This window comes from Streptococcus suis, from assembly GCA_022354845.1.
Taxonomy (GTDB): Bacteria; Bacillota; Bacilli; order Lactobacillales; family Streptococcaceae; genus Streptococcus; species Streptococcus suis_AA.
On the sequence record CP031970.1, the window covers coordinates 1,033,676 to 1,049,109 of the forward strand.

Consider the following 15,434-nt stretch of genomic DNA (forward strand, 5'->3'; position numbering starts at 1 on the left):
TAAAATGTTCGTAAAATATTTGTATTAGAATGGCATTGATGTATTCAAAAATGAATTTTGGAACGATTTCCTTATTGTTTAAACAGATATTTGAAATGACACTGTTGAAATTTTTGTTAGAATACCTGGAAATATTTTGAACACTTCCACAATCATTTCCATCTCAGCAAGACTTGACTTCCTATATGATGCATCTAAATGTGGCTTTAACGATAAAAAAACTGCAACCAAGTTGGCTACAGTTCCATATGATTTTATTTTTTATGATAAACGATTCTTCCATCTGAAATTGTAAAGTAGACATCGCCTTTCAAAGTATCACCGATAAATGGGGAGTTTGCAGATTTTGACGCAAAATCAGCTGTGACTGTTCGATTTGCATCTGGATTGAAAATAACAAGGTCTGCAGGACCGTTTTCCGCAAGATAGCCCGCATCAAGACCGTAGAGCTTGGCAGGATTAATAGTCATTTTTTCCAGCAATTGCATGAGCTTCAAGTGTCCTTCTTCTACCAAGTGAGTCAGGCCAAGTGAGAGCGATGTTTCCAAGCCTGTCATTCCTGATGGAGCCTTTGTGAGATCTTCTACATTTTTTTCATCCGCGTGATGAGGAGCATGATCCGTTGCAATAACAGAGATAACACCAGATTTCAATCCTTCAATCACTGCCAACCGATCGCTCTCCAAGCGTAACGGCGGATTCATCTTGGCATTGGCACCTTTTGTTAGAAGTAAGTCTTCTGTTCGTGAAAAATGTTGGGGTGCTGCTTCTGCTGTAACATTTGCTCCGAGACCTTGAACAAATTCAACCACCTTGACCGACTCGGCTTTCGATAAATGCTGGATATGAACACGCGCACCCGTTTCATAGGCAATCATGACATCGCGAGCGACCATACTGTATTCTGCTACGCCAGTTGCACCACAAACATGAAAATATTTTTCGGCCACTTGCTCGTTGAGTCCCAAGACACCATTGAGGTCAGGGTCTTCTTCATGCAGACTGATGAGACAGCCCTGCACTTTGGCTAATTTCATAGCTTTTCTAACCACGCCAGCATTTGTCAAAGGAATACCGTCGTCCGAAAAGGCGACCGCTCCAGCTTCCAATAAGGCGGAAAAATCAGTCAGATTTTGCCCATCAAATTGATTGGTAATGGTTGCCACACTATAAATATGGATGGCTTCTTTTTTAGCAGATTCCAGGACTTCATTCAGAGTTTCTACTGTAGAAATCGTCGGATTAGTGTTAGCCATCATGACAACAGAAGTAAAGCCACCAGCTGCGGCTGCTAAGGCTCCTGTGTGAATATCTTCTTTATGGGTCTGACCAGGCTCACGAAAATGAACATGAATATCAACCAAACCAGGGGCAACGACTAATCCTGTTGCATCAAGCACTTGTTCAACGTCAGCAGAAATTGACTCCGCAATTTTTACAATTCTCTTTCCATCTATTAAGATGTCGCAAGTTTTATCTAGTCCAGTTTGAGGATCTAAAACACGACCATTTTTCACTAATAACATTTTTATTCTCCTTGTATGACCAAATAACAATTATTGGAGCCAATTAATTCCCGTACTTCCATGAGATGCTAAAAAAGCATTTGCTTGGGAGAAGGGTTTGCTTCCAAAGAAACCTCGATAAGCTGAAAGTGGGCTAGGATGAGCGGATTCAACAATCAGATGTTTAGGATTGGTTATCAGCACTTTTTTCTTGCGAGCATAGGCACCCCATAGAATGTAGACGACAGGCTGGTCTAAGCTATTGACCACCTTAATAACAGCATCCGTAAAAGGCTCCCAGATTTGCCCCGCATGCCCATTTGCCTGACCTGCTGGAACAGTTAAACAAGCATTGAGCAAAAGCACACCTTGTTCCGCCCATGCTGTCAAATCATGGTCTTCCTTGACTCCAATATCATCCTTCAATTCTTTTAAGATGTTTTGAAGAGATGGCGGAGCTGCCACCGAGTTCGGAACTGAAAACGATAAGCCCTGTGCCTGAGCAGGTCCGTGATAGGGGTCTTGACCTAATATAACTACCTTGACATTTTTCAATTCTGTTGCCTGAATAGCAGCAAATACCTTATCTCGAGGCGGATAGATGGTACCACTGGCATAAACTTGATCTAAGAATTGATTGATTTTGTTAAAATAATGATCTGCCAACTGTGCCTTTATCGGTTCGTGCCAAGCCGAATGTTCCATACATCACTCCTAGTTTGAACTTCTCTCTTTAACAATGTAAATCGGACGTTTCTTCGTTTCCAAGAAAATTTTTGCCAAATATTTACCGAGTATACCAATAGTCATCAACTGCAGGCCACCTAAAAATAAGATAATGCAGATAGTCGATGGCCAGCCAATTGTCGGATCACCGAATACCAAGGTTTTGATGACTACAAAAACCATTAAAACCAGTGACAACAAGAATGTAAAGAATCCTGTGTAGGATGCTATATTTAAAGGTGTATCCGAAAAGTTGATAATTCCTTCAATGGAGTAAGACAGTAACTTCCATAAAGACCAACTAGTTTCACCAGCAACACGCTCAACATTTTTATAGGGCAGGTATTCTGTATTAAAACCTACCCAAGAAAATAAGCCTTTGGAAAAACGGTTATATTCAGAAACAGAAAGAATGGCTTCAACCATATGACGCCGCATGAGACGGAAATCACGTGCACCGTCAACGACCTCCACCTGGCTGATTTTATTCATCAATTTGTAGAATAATGTTGCAAAAAAACTACGAATCAGTGGCTCACCGTCACGACTGACACGACGAGTTCCCACACAATCCAAGTCTGAATTATCGTCAAGCATTTGCTTCATTTCCATCAACATTTCAGGTGGGTCTTGTAAGTCAGCATCCATGACTGTTACTAAATGACCATTGGCTACCTCGAGACCCGCAAAAAGGGCAGCTTCTTTGCCGAAATTACGAGAAAATGAAAGATAACTCACAGACCGATCTTGCACAGACAATGAACGTAAAATGGATAAAGTACTATCTTTAGAACCATCATTGACAAAAATATATTCAAACTCCTCATTCATTTTTATTCGAACCTTTTCCATCGCCTGATAAAAATAATGAATCGTTTCTTCCTCATTAAAGCACGGTACAATAACTGAAATCATTTCAACTCCCTCAAAGAATCTTTCTGTATATCTTCACTATTCTTAGAAGTCCATTATACCACTTTGCAAGTTGAGTTCCCAAAAAACAGTCAATTCCTTAACATCTTACTTTTCTTGCCAAGTTTCTTGATCTTGACGAAACTTTTTAAGTAAATCTAAACCATCCGCACTAATGTAACCTTGTACTTTTGCAACCTTGATTAACTCTGAATAATTGCTGAGTGTCACCAATTTCACGCCAGCATTGTCAAAATTTCGTTCTGCCTTTGGCAACTCATATGAGAAAATAGCTACCACACCAATCACTTCAGCACCTTCACGCTCAGCTGCTGCTACGGCATCTAGTACAGATCCTCCAGTAGAAATCAGGTCTTCAACAACCACCATTTTTTGTCCCTTGATGATGCGACCTTCTAATTGATTACCTGCACCATGATCTTTTGGTTTGCTTCGAATATAGGCAAATGGTAAATTCATCCGATCTGCAATGATGGCACCATGTGGGATACCGGCTGTGGCAGTGCCGGCAATCACCTCAACCTCAGGAAATTCCTCTTCAATTCGTTGAACAAAGCCATCTTCAATCAGATTTCGAGTTTCAGGATAAGATAGTGTAATACGATTATCTGTATAGATAGGGGATTTGATACCTGATGCCCATGTAAACGGCTTTTCAGGACGCAGATGAACTGCCTTAATATCCAATAAGTGTGATGCGATTTCTGTTGCTAATGTCATAATAGACCTCCTTTTAAATGCGTGCCTTATCTACATGACCATCCCGCCGAATAGCCTTGTATCTACCTAAAAATGCTGGTTCTATTCGTGAACCCTTGTCACCTTTATAGCCATTTAACACTACGTTTGGTGAAAAATGCTCAACTTTACCATCATCAAAACGGTACTTAGAATCATCAAAAAATAAATCCTTTGACATAATCTTTCCCATATCTTCTCCTCGAGCCTTAAATCAATCCATTTATAAAAGAAAGACCCATTACCTCATTTGAATCATCCACGACTCCATTCTTCTTTGATTGCCAAATAGGATTCATAAGGATCTTCTGATTTTGTAATCGGGCGACCTACTACGATGTAATCACTACCGATTCGAGCAGCATCTGCTGGTGTCATGACTCGTTTTTGATCACCGATTTCTCCACCACTTGGCCGAATTCCAGGTGTCAGACAAACAAATTCGGGATTTGTAGCTTCTTTTATGAAATTAACTTCATGAGCGGAACAGACAACCCCGTCTAAACCTGCTTCTTGAGCCTTTTGAGCATAATGCACTACTGCATCCTGTAAGCTGGTTTGAATATTCTGGTCCTTTCTCATCTGCTCTTCAGAAGTTGAGGTCAACTGAGTAACAGCGATTAAAATCGCATCCTCCCCTAATCCTCTACGAGCTGCCTGCATCATCTCCACACCACCAGCAGCGTGAACATTTGTCATATCCACACCGAGTTTTGCCAATACTCGCATCGCAGACTCAACGGTATTGGGAATATCATGAAGTTTCAAGTCTAAGAAAATACTGTGACCGCAGTCTTTCAAATAGTGAATGATATCAGGGCCTTCCGCATAGTATAGTTCCATTCCTACCTTTACAAATAGTTTTTCTTGGCTCGGAAACTGTTCTAGGAATGTTTGCACTTCTGTTCTGCTTGCAAAATCTAGGGCAATAATTGGTCGATTCTCTCTCATAAAATCCTTTCAAATATGCATAAAAACCCTGCCAATTGAGACAGGGTTGTACACGAAGTCAGCCTGAAAAATATATTTTCAAGCAATTTACATGACACCTTCCCAGCCTCTCTGGACATAGTTAAAGGAGTTAGTTTCTTTAATATTACTCTTTTATACGAAGCTTGTCAATCTTGACTCAAGCTTGTACGAATCTCTTTCCGTAACTGTTCCAAACAATCAATACCATAAACTTCCATGCGTTTTGGCAAGTCTTGAATAATCTTTGGACAAGCAAATGGGTCCGTGAAATTCGCCGTTCCCACACCGATAGCCTTTGCGCCTGCAATCATCATTTCAAGGGCTTTATCTGCCGAATCTACACCCCCCATTCCTATGATAGGAAGATTCGTCATCTGAGCGACTTGACGGATGAGCTTGAGTGCAACTGGAAACACAGCTGGGCCAGACATACCACCCGTACCATTTGCCAGAATCGGTTGTCGAGTTTTCAAATTGAATCGCATACCAACTAGGGTATTGATCATCGTTAAGCCACTTGCACCTGCATCCTCAGCCGCTTTAGCCAAAAGGGTAATATCAGCTACACTCGGTGTGAGTTTGACATAGACTGGCAAGGATGATGCTGTAACTGCTGCTTTGACAGCTTCATAAGCTAATTCTGGCACCTGTCCTATTAGAAGACCATTGTTACCATGGTCTACATTAGGACAAGAAATGTTTAGCTCAATTGCCTTCACATTCGGAGCCTTTGAAATTTTTCCTGAAACGTAGGCATATTCTTCGTTTGAGAAACCAGCTACATTGGCAATGATAGGCAAATCTGGAAAATGCTGTTCCAACCAGGGGAGTTTTTCGGACAAGACGGCATCAACACCAGGATTTTGAAGGCCAATGGCATTGAGCATACCTGCTGGAGTTTCCGCAACACGGGGAGTCGCATTGCCATAGCGAGGATGACGAGTGGTCGCTTTAATCATAATTGATCCAAGCTGGTTAAGGTCATAATAATCTGCATACTCTTGACCAAAACCAAAACAACCAGATGCAGGAATAATGGGATTTTTTAATTCTAAACCTGGTAAGGAAATCGCTAAACGTTTCTCCATGTTGTCCTCCTATAAAACCAGACTTCCAGTCTCAAACACTGGACCTTCTTTGCAGACGCGCTTGTTCTCGTGCTCTTGTCCTCCCTTTGGTTTGACAACACAGGCATAGCAAGCGCCCATCCCACAAGCCATGCGAGCTTCAAGCGAGAGGTAGGCATGTGGATGATCTTGGAACCGTTGGTCAACATACTTCATCATACCAGGCGCTCCACAGGAATAGATGGCAGAAAAATCATTTGTCAGCTGCTCCACTACAGTTGCCACAGAACCTTTAATTCCATAGGAACCATCATCTGTTGTGACATGAACAGAGCCATACTGCGCCAACTCCTCCTCCAAAATCACAGCTTCTTTAGTGGCAAAGCCAATGACTGACGTGACCTTAGCACCACGCTTCGCAGCTTGTTTTGCTACCTCCACCAGAGGAGGAACACCGATGCCACCACCAATAATAAGTATCGGATCACCGTCTTTGAGAAAATCAATCTCAAAACCATTTCCGAGTGGCCCCATGACATCCAAATAATCCCCTGCAACCATGTTTGAGAAAACATCTGTCCCAAGACCCTCCACACGGTAAATAATCCGACATTGGGACCTACCATAATCAATTTCAGAAATGGAAATCGGTCTCCGCAAGAGCATTGCATCATTTGGAACCCGAATATGGATAAATTGTCCAATCCTCATTTCGGAAACCATCTCTCCTTGCAAAATCATTGAAAAAATTCGTGGTGCAAGTTGAACTTGTTCAACAAGTAACATTTGTTCTTTTAAAATCATTTTTCCCCTATTCTATAATTCTCAGAATACAAGAAAGTCGGTGCAGAGAAAAAACCTTGCTGGCTAGCAAGGTTACACGAAAAGAAGACAGAATCTGTCCTTTTTATCACGTTCCCTTCTTCGCCTCTCTGGACTCAGTTAAAGGTTATTATTTTCAGCATTATACATTTTTTCATATCATTTGTCAATTTTCATGTTAAAATAGAACTATGAGAATTCAACAATTATTTTACATTATCAAAATCGCTGAAACAGGCAGTATGAATGAAGCTGCCAAACAATTATTTATCACACAACCAAGTCTTTCAAACGCTGTGCGAGATCTTGAAAAAGAAATGAATATCAAAATATTCTATCGAAACCCCAAAGGAATTACCTTAACAAAGGACGGGATGGAATTTCTTTCTTACGCACGGCAGATTGTTGAACAGACTGAATTATTGGAAGACCGCTATAAAAATCCGAATGCCAAACGACAATTATTCAGTGTGTCTTCCCAGCACTATGCTTTTGTCGTAAATGCTTTCGTTTCCTTGTTAAAGGAAACAGAGATGGAAGACTATGAACTATTCTTAAGGGAAACGCGGACTTGGGAAATTATTGATGACGTGAAGAATTTCCGTTCTGAGATAGGTGTACTTTTTTTGAATAGCTATAATCGTGAGGTTCTTCTCAAATTACTAGATGATTATCGCTTGTCTCATACGTATCTTTTTACAGCAAGTCCTCATATTTTTATTAGTAAAACCAATCCCCTTGCCTCTAAGAAATCAATCAAACTGTCTGACTTAGTTGATTTCCCTTATCTCAGCTACGAACAAGGGATTCATAACTCCTTCTACTTCTCAGAAGAAATTTTATCTCAAGAACACCATAAAAAGTCAATCGTTGTCTCTGACCGTGCAACTCTTTTTAATTTGTTAATTGGACTTGATGGCTACACTATTGCAACAGGTATTCTTAACTCCAATTTGAACGGAGATAATATCGTTTCAATCCCTCTAGAATATGATGATGAAATTGAATTGGTCTATATCAAGCATGAAAAGGCAGTTCTTTCTGATATGGGTGAAAAATTTATAGAGTTTCTTCTTGAGGAAGTAAAATTCGATAAAATTTAAATTTTTATGCCTATGAATTTAATATAATATATTTGTGAAAGTGTTTCGTAAAATAATTGAAAATTTTTCATTTTACAGCAGGGAAACGCTTTCATTTTTTTTCATTCTGTGCTATAATACATGTATCAAATACAAAGGAGTGGTTAGATGGCTCAAAATAAAATGTTAGCTATGATCCTTGCTGGTGGACGGGGAACCCGTCTAGAAGGGTTGACTAAAAAAGTCGCTAAACCAGCAGTCGCATTTGGGGGAAAATATCGTATCATTGATTTTCCACTTAGTAACTGTGCCAACTCAGGTATTGATATTGTTGGTGTTTTAACCCAGTATGAGCCTGTTCTCCTAAATTCATATGTTGCTCAATCACAACGTTGGGGACTTGATGTACAAGGATCTGGTGTCTTTGTATTGCCACCGAGTGAAAAAATCGAAGGTTTTGGATTATATAAAGGAACAGCTGATGCGATTACGCAAAACATTGACTTTATTGATCTCCATGATCCTGAGTATGTACTTATTCTATCTGGTGACCATATCTACAAGATGAACTATGATAAACTCCTTGATACGCATATTCATAAGAAAGCGGATGCTACTATCGCCGTTATTGAAGTCCCAATCAAAGAGGCTTCGCGTTTTGGTATCATGAATACCGACGAAGAATACCGCATCCAAGAATTTGAAGAGAAACCAGAGAATCCAAAGAGCAACCTGGCTTCGATGGGGATTTACATTTTCACCTGGAAAACCCTTAAAAAATATCTACAAGAAGATGATAAATTAGAAACTTCTACACACGACTTTGGTCACGATATTATTCCAAAATATCTTTCAGATGGCCGTACTCTTATTGCCCATCCATTCCAAGGTTATTGGAAAGATGTGGGTACAGTGAATAGCCTATGGGAGTCAAATATGGACTTAATTGACCATTCTGGTGATTTAGATTTGTCCGACAGAACTTGGAGAATTTACTCTGAAGACAAAGGTTCGCCTGCCCAAGTTATTAGTGCTTCTGCAACTGTTAAATCTGCCTATATTGATAAAGGGGCCGTTATTGATGGTTATGTTGAACATTCCGTTATTTCAAACGATGTTCAGGTAAATAAGGATGCGGTTGTTAAAAACTCTGTTCTGTTACCGGGATCAGTGATTGGTGAAGGCACTGAGCTTGACTATGTCATTGTTGCTGAGGATGTGAAAATTGCTGATAATGTAAAACTTTCAGGAACTCTTGATAAAATTCTTTTGGTTGACAAAAATGTAAGTAAGTAAGAAAGGAATGCTATGCTAAGAAATACACTCGGAATTGTAAATATTGAAGGAAACAATGTGCATTTTGGTGACGTTATGAGTCACCGTGGTGTTCAAGCTTTTAGCTTCCTAGGTCGCTACCGTCTAATCGACTTTGTACTATCAAATATGTCTAACTCAGGCATTACTGAATTTCAAGTTTATATGCCTGCAAGAATGCGTTCTACCATTCAGCACGTTGGTACCGGTAAACACTACAACATCAACAGTAAACGTGGCTCATTACGCTTGCTTAACAGTGTGATAGATCCAAACTCAGTTTATCAGCATGATGTTAACGCATTTTCTGAAAATATCCATTATATCGAAAGCTCTACGAAGGAATATGTCTTAATCGCTCCTTCTTACTTTATCTATAGTCAAGATTTTTCAAAAGTATTGGAGGAACATATCGCAAACGAAGCTGACATCACCGTACTCTATAAAAACGTTTCAGATGCGAAGGAAAATTTCATCGGCTGTCAAACGTTGAAATTCGGTGATGACCGTCGAGTGATTGCATTTGAAGAAAATCATGGCAAATACAAGAATCGCCCGGTTTCATTAGAAGCTTACTTCATGAAACGTACGACCTTTATCGAATTGATTCAACGTGCGAATAAGGTTTCTTCTTTATACTGGCTTAAAGATATTCTAAGAGATGTTGTGGACCAATACAAAATCATGGGATATGCTCATCGAGATTTTGTTGCTTGTATCAACAGCGTGGAAGCCTATTTTACAACTCAGCTGGAGTTGCTTCAACGGGATACCCGTAAATTGCTCTTCAAACATGACTGGCCTATCCATACACAGACGAGTGACTCCTCTCCTACCTTGTATGGTCCATTAGCTGAAGTAAAAGGCTGTATTGTTGCAAATGGAGCGAATATCAATGGTCAAGTAGAAAATTCTGTCATTGACCGTGATGTTGTCATTGAAGAGGGTGTTGTGATAAAGAACTCAATCATTCTCAATGGTGTGACCATTAAGACCGGCGCAAATATTGAAAATGCCATTGTTGATAAAGCCACTAAAATTATCCACCCAATTGACATCAAAGGAAGTCAAACTTCCCCTTCGTACCTGAAACCTCATCAAATCATTTAGGAGTTGATATGACTAAAAAATCTGTTCTCTTTGTTGCATCTGAGGGACTTCCATTCATCAAGACTGGTGGCTTAGCTGATGTTATCGGTTCACTTCCTAAAGAACTTGTTAAGCAAGGTCTGGATGTAAGGGTTGTCCTTCCTCTTTATAAAAAGATTGCAATACACAATCATTCTGACTTTGACTTTGTATCAAGCTTTGATGTGCGAGCAGGCGACATTCAATCCATGGCTAATGTTTATCGTCAGATCGTAGATGGTGTGACTTTCTACTTCATTGAGCATCGTGATTTCTTTGAACGGGATGAATTATATGGATATGATGATGACGCTATGCGATTTGGTTATTTCCAACATGCCACTTGTCGCCTCTTAGAAGCCCTGAACTACTTCCCAGATGTCATGCACACACATGATTGGCACACAGCTACACTTCCTTTCCTATGCCGTACATTCTATAGCTACCGCGAAGAATTCCTTAGCATCAAACATGTCTTTACCATTCATAATTTAGCCTTCCAAGGTATTTTTCATAAGCAGGCACTGTGGTCTGCACTTGGCATGGACTACAGCTACTACTTGGATGGTATTGCACGTTTTCATGATGAATGCATCAGTTTCATGAAATTAGGAATTTTATATGCTGATAAAGTGACTACTGTCTCAGAAACCTACGCGCGTGAAATTCTGACGGAAGAATTTGGTGAAAATATGCAACACGTTTTGGAGTTGCGTAAACATGATCTTGTCGGTATTGTCAATGGTATAGACTATGACAGTTGGGATAGCCAAACAGATCACTATTTAGCAAAAAATTACAGCTTGGAAAATATAGCTGAGAAAAAAGCAAACAAATTGGCATTACAAGCCCAATTTGCACTGCCACAAGATGAGAATGTCATTCTGGTAGGAATTGTATCACGTTTAACCTGGCAGAAAGGCTTCTATCTTTTGACAGAGGTACTCGGACATCTTCTACAAGCTCATGTTCAATTTGTGATATTAGGAAATGGTGAAACTGATATTGAAAATGCCTTTAATCATTTCAAACAGGCATATCCTGATAAATTCGCCTTCTATCGTGGGTACAATGAGCCACTCGCCCATCAAATATACGCAGCAAGTGACCTCTTCTTAATGCCATCTATGTTTGAACCATGCGGTATTAGCCAACTGATTTCTATGCACTATGGAACACTCCCATTGGTTCGTGAAACAGGTGGTCTAGTTGATACCGTCACACCTTATAACATAGAAACAAAAGAAGGTACTGGTTTTAGTTTTGGAGGACGTGATGCCTACAATATGCGTCAAGTCTACGATTTAGCCCTTCAAACTTACTATGACCGGCCAGAAGATTGGTTTAGGATGGTTGACCAAGCGATGAAGCGAGACTTTAGCTGGACTGCTTCGGCTGAAAAATACATCTGGCTCTATCGTGAAATAAGTGGTTAGAATACAAATAAAGATTGATTTGGAGTGAGACCTCCCGTCCACTCCTTTTGCACAATGGAGATTGCTATGAAAGAATTTACTGATTTAGACCTATATTATATGAATTCCGGTGAACATACCACCCTTTATGAAAAAATGGGTGCACACATGGTAAAAGAGAGAAACAAGATACTCGGTACCCATTTTCGTGTCTATGCTCCTAATGCTAGGGAGGTATTTGTGATTGGTGATTTTAATGCGTGGCAAAGAAGTCATCAAATGCAGTGGGAAATTGATGGTGTTTTTCAACTCTATGTTGAAGGATTAAAGTCACTTGAGAATTATAAATATTTGATTGTTACCCATGACGGTCGGGAATTGTATAAGGCTGATCCATACGCATTTTTCAGTCAAGTTCGCCCAGAGACTGCCTCTACCACCTACAACTCACGCTATAAATTCAAAGATCAAGCTTGGATGAATGAGAGAGTGGAATATGACTTCAAAGAACAACCTGTCTCCATCTATGAAGTGCATTTGGGATCTTGGAAACAACGATTCGTCAACAGAAATGAGGGTGGGGCTCCGATAGAGGCCTTCAATAGTTATAAAGATATCACTCCGCTTTTGATTGAACATCTCAAAGAAAATAACTATACGCATGTCGAGTTGCTTCCAATTACTGAGCACCCATTAGACGCTTCATGGGGCTATCAAGTCACAGGTTATTATAGTCCCACCAGTCGGTTTGGTAAGCCAGACGAATTAAAATATTTAGTTGATCAGCTTCATCAAGCTGGGATTGGCGTTATCTTAGACTGGGTTCCATTACATTTTTGTAAAGATGCACATGGTCTATACCAGTTTGATGGTAGTTGGTTGTATGAATACCCTTATGAGCATGATCGAGAAAATCATCAGTGGGGAACTGCCAATTTTGACCTTGGTAAAGGCATGACACAGTCTTTCTTACTTTCAAATTTGAAATATTGGCTAGAATACTTCCATTTTGATGGCATACGCGTTGACGCTCTATCCTATCTCCTTTATTGGCGAGGGGAAACGACTGAAGACAAAATAAACCATGCTGCCATCGATTTTATCAAGCGTGTCAATGCAATGGTTCATACAGACTATAAAGGTGTTCTAATGATTGCAGAAGATTCTTCTAGCTTTCCAAAAGTAACCCATTCCTTAGAAGATGGCGGTATAGGATTCGATATGAAATGGGATTTGGGCTGGATGAACGATACGCTAAAATACATGGGTCGCCCATCTGTCTACCGCAAATACCATTCAAACGAAATAACGTTCGGAATGTATTACAACCAAAACGAGCATTTCCTTCTTCCACTTTCACATGATGAAGTTGTGCATGGGAAACACTCTATCATAGAGAAAATGGATGGAAATTACGAAGATCAATTTAATTTGGCGCGTGCCTACTATAGCTTCTATTTTGCCCATCCTGGTAAAAAATTACTCTTTATGGGCAATGAATGGGGACATATTCGTGAATGGCATGAATATACTGAAATGGATTGGAATTTACTACAATTTCCAATTCACCAATCCTTCTATCAAATGATGAAAACCTTGTCTACTTTCTATAAAGAAAACGATGCCTTTTGGAAGTATGATTATCAAGCCTACGAAAAAGGGTTTAATTGGGTAAAAATTGATGGTGATAGTAATCTCTTTGCATTTTCACGTATGAGTGATGACCAAGAAATTCTAACGATCCATAATTTTAATGACCAAGAACTCTTCGACGTACATTTGGATCTGCCTGCAGAATCCGAATATAAGCTAGTCTTCTCATCTAGTACCATCCCAATGGAATCATTTAGTATCTATCCAAATGAGAATGGTATTACGATAACATTGCCACGCTTAACTAGTTTCTGTTTCGAGAAAATGAAGTAAAAAAAACTTGTAAGTCTCTACTTTTAGACTTACAAGTTTTTTTGTATTCTATTCAACAGCTGTATAAGTGGCTGCTTTTTCTAAGAAGGTATCAAATTCACCACTTGATTTGACTTCGTTAATAACCTTGTCAATGCTTGTTTTCAAGTCATCACTTCCTTTTGGAAGAGCAATAACTTTTGAATTTTCATCTATAGTTGGGAATTCAATTGAAGCAATGGCTAAATCTGAGTTTTGTGAGACATAACCAGCTGCGACAGGTGAATCCATCAAAACAGCATCAACTTTACCAGCTTTAAGTTCATTTACTGCTTCTCCCATTAATGTCAATGAAACAATTTTAGCCTGACTTATTTCTGATTTAGCATATGTTTCCTGAGTAGAACCTTTTTGGACAGCCAGGTTTTTACCTGATATTGCATCAATTGAAGTTAAGGCACTTGCATCATCTTTTTTGATAAGCAATACATCAGCAATTTGGTAATAGCTTTCTGAGAAGTCAAAAACTTTCGCACGTTCATCTGAGTATGATAGACCAGCAATAGCAATATCAGCTTTCCCATTTTGTACACTAGATAAGACATTATCGAAACTCATTGCTGAAACTTCAAGTTTTACTCCCAATTCATCAGCAATCTTTTGTGCAAGCATAATATCTGCACCAACGACTTCATTCTTGCCATCAACAAGAGCTTGAAACTCAAATGGTGCATAGTCTGGACTAGTAGCAACAACCAACGTACCTTTTTCTTTAATCTTTTCTAATGTGGATTGGCTGGAATCTGAACTAGAGCTTGCTGAACAAGCAGCTAGAGATAGGGTAGCGACAAATGTCGCAGCTAGGGTAAGCATTTTTTTCAATTTCATTAATAAACAGTTCCTTTTCATTCATTTCCAAATCAATCTTTTTTGATTCGATAGTGAATATTCTATCGAATTTTTATTCAATTGTCAACCAATCGATTTGAATATTTATTCTCAAAAACAACTAATTATTACTGATGGATTGCTGGTAGGCCTCCTCAACAAATTGATCCATTTTACCAGAGTCAACTAACTCAGTAATGACTTTGTCAATTTTTTCCTTTAATTCGGTACTACCCTTTGGCATTGCAACCGCGTAAGAATCAGAAATTGAAGATTCAATATCCATATCAACTATTTGTAAGTCACTATTGACCCCCACGTAGGCTTTGGCAATTGGCTCTTCAAAGATGACACCATCAAGCTGACCAGCCTTTAATTGTTGAATCAAATCGCCATTTTTATCTAAACTAATTATTGTGGCCCCAGTGAATTCTTCTTTTCCGACACTTTCTTGAATGGTACCCTTTTGCGTTCCAATTGATGTACCAACGAAATCCTCGATGCTTGTTAAGCGAGTTGCGTCAGATTTCTTTATAATCATTTTGTTTACCGATTGATAATAAGCCTCAGAGAAATCATAGATTATTGCACGCTCTTCGGTTGCAGAAATACCCGAAATGGCAATATCAGACTTACCGCTCTGTACACTCGCTAATACATTTGAAAAACTCATGCTAGAGAATTCAACCTCAACTCCTAACTCCTCCCCGATTGCTTTCGCTAGCTCAATATCCGCACCAACAATTGTATCTTTTCCATCTACAATGGTTTTGTATTCAAACGGAGGAAATTCTGGATTTAAAGCAACAACAATTTTTCCTTTGTCTTCAATTTTTTGCAAAGTATTTGAAGTTGAGCTTGAGTTACAAGCAACAAGGATAGTAGAGGCAAAACAAATAGTCGCAAACCTATAAATTGACTTAAATTTCATAATAATCT

At 39.3% G+C, this 15,434-nt stretch carries 15 protein-coding genes; 5 read left to right on the forward strand and 10 right to left on the reverse strand.

Translation table 11 applies throughout. The features are described 5' to 3' along the window. Positions 1 to 254 precede the first annotated feature (254 nt). From D2A30_05450 to D2A30_05485, 8 genes are all read right to left on the reverse strand, one after another. Positions 255 to 1,526: a dihydroorotase gene (locus tag D2A30_05450; GenBank protein ULL21066.1), complete on the reverse strand. Its 1,272-nt coding sequence runs from the start codon at positions 1,524 to 1,526 to the stop codon at positions 255 to 257. A gap of 30 nt (positions 1,527 to 1,556) precedes the next feature. Beyond that, positions 1,557 to 2,210, reverse strand: a complete 654-nt coding sequence (locus tag D2A30_05455) for a uracil-DNA glycosylase (protein ID ULL21067.1) — start codon at positions 2,208 to 2,210, stop codon at positions 1,557 to 1,559. 9 nt (positions 2,211 to 2,219) lie between these two features. Further along, entirely contained in the window at positions 2,220 to 3,146 is a 927-nt protein-coding gene (locus D2A30_05460) for a glycosyltransferase (GenBank protein ULL21068.1), read from the reverse strand. A 105-nt stretch (positions 3,147 to 3,251) separates the two neighbouring features. Then, on the reverse strand, positions 3,252 to 3,884 hold the full coding sequence (locus D2A30_05465) for an orotate phosphoribosyltransferase (GenBank protein ULL21069.1): 633 nt from the start codon (positions 3,882 to 3,884) through the stop codon (positions 3,252 to 3,254). A 13-nt stretch (positions 3,885 to 3,897) separates the two neighbouring features. Then, positions 3,898 to 4,095 carry a hypothetical protein gene (locus D2A30_05470; protein ID ULL21070.1) on the reverse strand — a complete coding sequence of 66 codons (198 nt, stop codon included), beginning with the start codon at positions 4,093 to 4,095 and terminating at the stop codon, positions 3,898 to 3,900. Between the two features lie 62 nt (positions 4,096 to 4,157). Beyond that, positions 4,158 to 4,853 (reverse strand): orotidine-5'-phosphate decarboxylase, encoded by a 696-nt coding sequence (locus tag D2A30_05475; GenBank protein ULL21071.1) that lies wholly within the window; start codon positions 4,851 to 4,853, stop codon positions 4,158 to 4,160. 167 nt (positions 4,854 to 5,020) lie between these two features. Further along, entirely contained in the window at positions 5,021 to 5,962 is a 942-nt protein-coding gene (locus D2A30_05480; GenBank protein ID ULL21072.1) for a dihydroorotate dehydrogenase, read from the reverse strand. A gap of 9 nt (positions 5,963 to 5,971) precedes the next feature. Continuing rightward, positions 5,972 to 6,745 (reverse strand): dihydroorotate dehydrogenase electron transfer subunit, encoded by a 774-nt coding sequence (locus D2A30_05485; GenBank protein ID ULL21073.1) that lies wholly within the window; start codon positions 6,743 to 6,745, stop codon positions 5,972 to 5,974. A gap of 209 nt (positions 6,746 to 6,954) precedes the next feature. On the opposite strand from D2A30_05485, the gene D2A30_05490 reads away from it, so the two are divergent. The 5 genes from D2A30_05490 to glgB all read left to right on the forward strand — a co-directional run bounded on the left by D2A30_05490 (position 6,955) and on the right by glgB (position 13,628). After that, positions 6,955 to 7,866, forward strand: coding sequence for a LysR family transcriptional regulator (locus D2A30_05490; GenBank protein ULL21074.1), 912 nt, complete (start codon positions 6,955 to 6,957; stop codon positions 7,864 to 7,866). Between the two features lie 147 nt (positions 7,867 to 8,013). Further along, positions 8,014 to 9,141, forward strand: a complete 1,128-nt coding sequence (locus D2A30_05495; GenBank protein ID ULL21075.1) for a glucose-1-phosphate adenylyltransferase — start codon at positions 8,014 to 8,016, stop codon at positions 9,139 to 9,141. A 12-nt stretch (positions 9,142 to 9,153) separates the two neighbouring features. Further along, the gene (gene glgD / locus D2A30_05500; GenBank protein ID ULL21076.1) at positions 9,154 to 10,269 is read left to right on the forward strand and encodes a glucose-1-phosphate adenylyltransferase subunit GlgD; all 1,116 of its coding nucleotides are present in this window, start codon (positions 9,154 to 9,156) and stop codon (positions 10,267 to 10,269) included. An 8-nt stretch (positions 10,270 to 10,277) separates the two neighbouring features. Beyond that, entirely contained in the window at positions 10,278 to 11,723 is a 1,446-nt protein-coding gene (gene glgA, locus D2A30_05505) for a glycogen synthase GlgA (GenBank protein ULL21077.1), read from the forward strand. Between the two features lie 66 nt (positions 11,724 to 11,789). Further along, positions 11,790 to 13,628 carry a 1,4-alpha-glucan branching protein GlgB gene (gene glgB, locus D2A30_05510; GenBank protein ULL21078.1) on the forward strand — a complete coding sequence of 613 codons (1,839 nt, stop codon included), beginning with the start codon at positions 11,790 to 11,792 and terminating at the stop codon, positions 13,626 to 13,628. Between the two features lie 48 nt (positions 13,629 to 13,676). Here glgB and D2A30_05515 read toward each other — a convergent pair whose 3' ends face one another. Then, a complete protein-coding gene (locus D2A30_05515; protein ID ULL21998.1) occupies positions 13,677 to 14,489 on the reverse strand; it encodes an amino acid ABC transporter substrate-binding protein in 813 nt (270 codons plus the stop codon). Between the two features lie 127 nt (positions 14,490 to 14,616). Next, positions 14,617 to 15,426, reverse strand: coding sequence for an amino acid ABC transporter ATP-binding protein (locus D2A30_05520; GenBank protein ULL21079.1), 810 nt, complete (start codon positions 15,424 to 15,426; stop codon positions 14,617 to 14,619). Positions 15,427 to 15,434 lie beyond the last annotated feature (8 nt).

What these genes read in the sequence shown, in the direction of transcription:
- D2A30_05465 (ULL21069.1), bottom strand. Translation starts at nt 3,884, where the DNA reads ATGACATTAGCAACAGAAATCGCATCACACTTATTGGATATTAAGGCA.
- D2A30_05520 (ULL21079.1), bottom strand. Translation starts at nt 15,426, where the DNA reads ATGAAATTTAAGTCAATTTATAGGTTTGCGACTATTTGTTTTGCCTCT.
- D2A30_05475 (ULL21071.1), bottom strand. Translation starts at nt 4,853, where the DNA reads ATGAGAGAGAATCGACCAATTATTGCCCTAGATTTTGCAAGCAGAACA.
- D2A30_05470 (ULL21070.1), bottom strand. Translation starts at nt 4,095, where the DNA reads ATGGGAAAGATTATGTCAAAGGATTTATTTTTTGATGATTCTAAGTAC.
- D2A30_05480 (ULL21072.1), bottom strand. Translation starts at nt 5,962, where the DNA reads ATGGAGAAACGTTTAGCGATTTCCTTACCAGGTTTAGAATTAAAAAAT.
- D2A30_05495 (ULL21075.1), top strand. Translation starts at nt 8,014, where the DNA reads ATGGCTCAAAATAAAATGTTAGCTATGATCCTTGCTGGTGGACGGGGA.
- D2A30_05490 (ULL21074.1), top strand. Translation starts at nt 6,955, where the DNA reads ATGAGAATTCAACAATTATTTTACATTATCAAAATCGCTGAAACAGGC.
- D2A30_05460 (ULL21068.1), bottom strand. Translation starts at nt 3,146, where the DNA reads ATGATTTCAGTTATTGTACCGTGCTTTAATGAGGAAGAAACGATTCAT.
- glgD (ULL21076.1), top strand. Translation starts at nt 9,154, where the DNA reads ATGCTAAGAAATACACTCGGAATTGTAAATATTGAAGGAAACAATGTG.
- glgA (ULL21077.1), top strand. Translation starts at nt 10,278, where the DNA reads ATGACTAAAAAATCTGTTCTCTTTGTTGCATCTGAGGGACTTCCATTC.
- D2A30_05455 (ULL21067.1), bottom strand. Translation starts at nt 2,210, where the DNA reads ATGGAACATTCGGCTTGGCACGAACCGATAAAGGCACAGTTGGCAGAT.
- D2A30_05450 (ULL21066.1), bottom strand. Translation starts at nt 1,526, where the DNA reads ATGTTATTAGTGAAAAATGGTCGTGTTTTAGATCCTCAAACTGGACTA.
- D2A30_05485 (ULL21073.1), bottom strand. Translation starts at nt 6,745, where the DNA reads ATGATTTTAAAAGAACAAATGTTACTTGTTGAACAAGTTCAACTTGCA.
- glgB (ULL21078.1), top strand. Translation starts at nt 11,790, where the DNA reads ATGAAAGAATTTACTGATTTAGACCTATATTATATGAATTCCGGTGAA.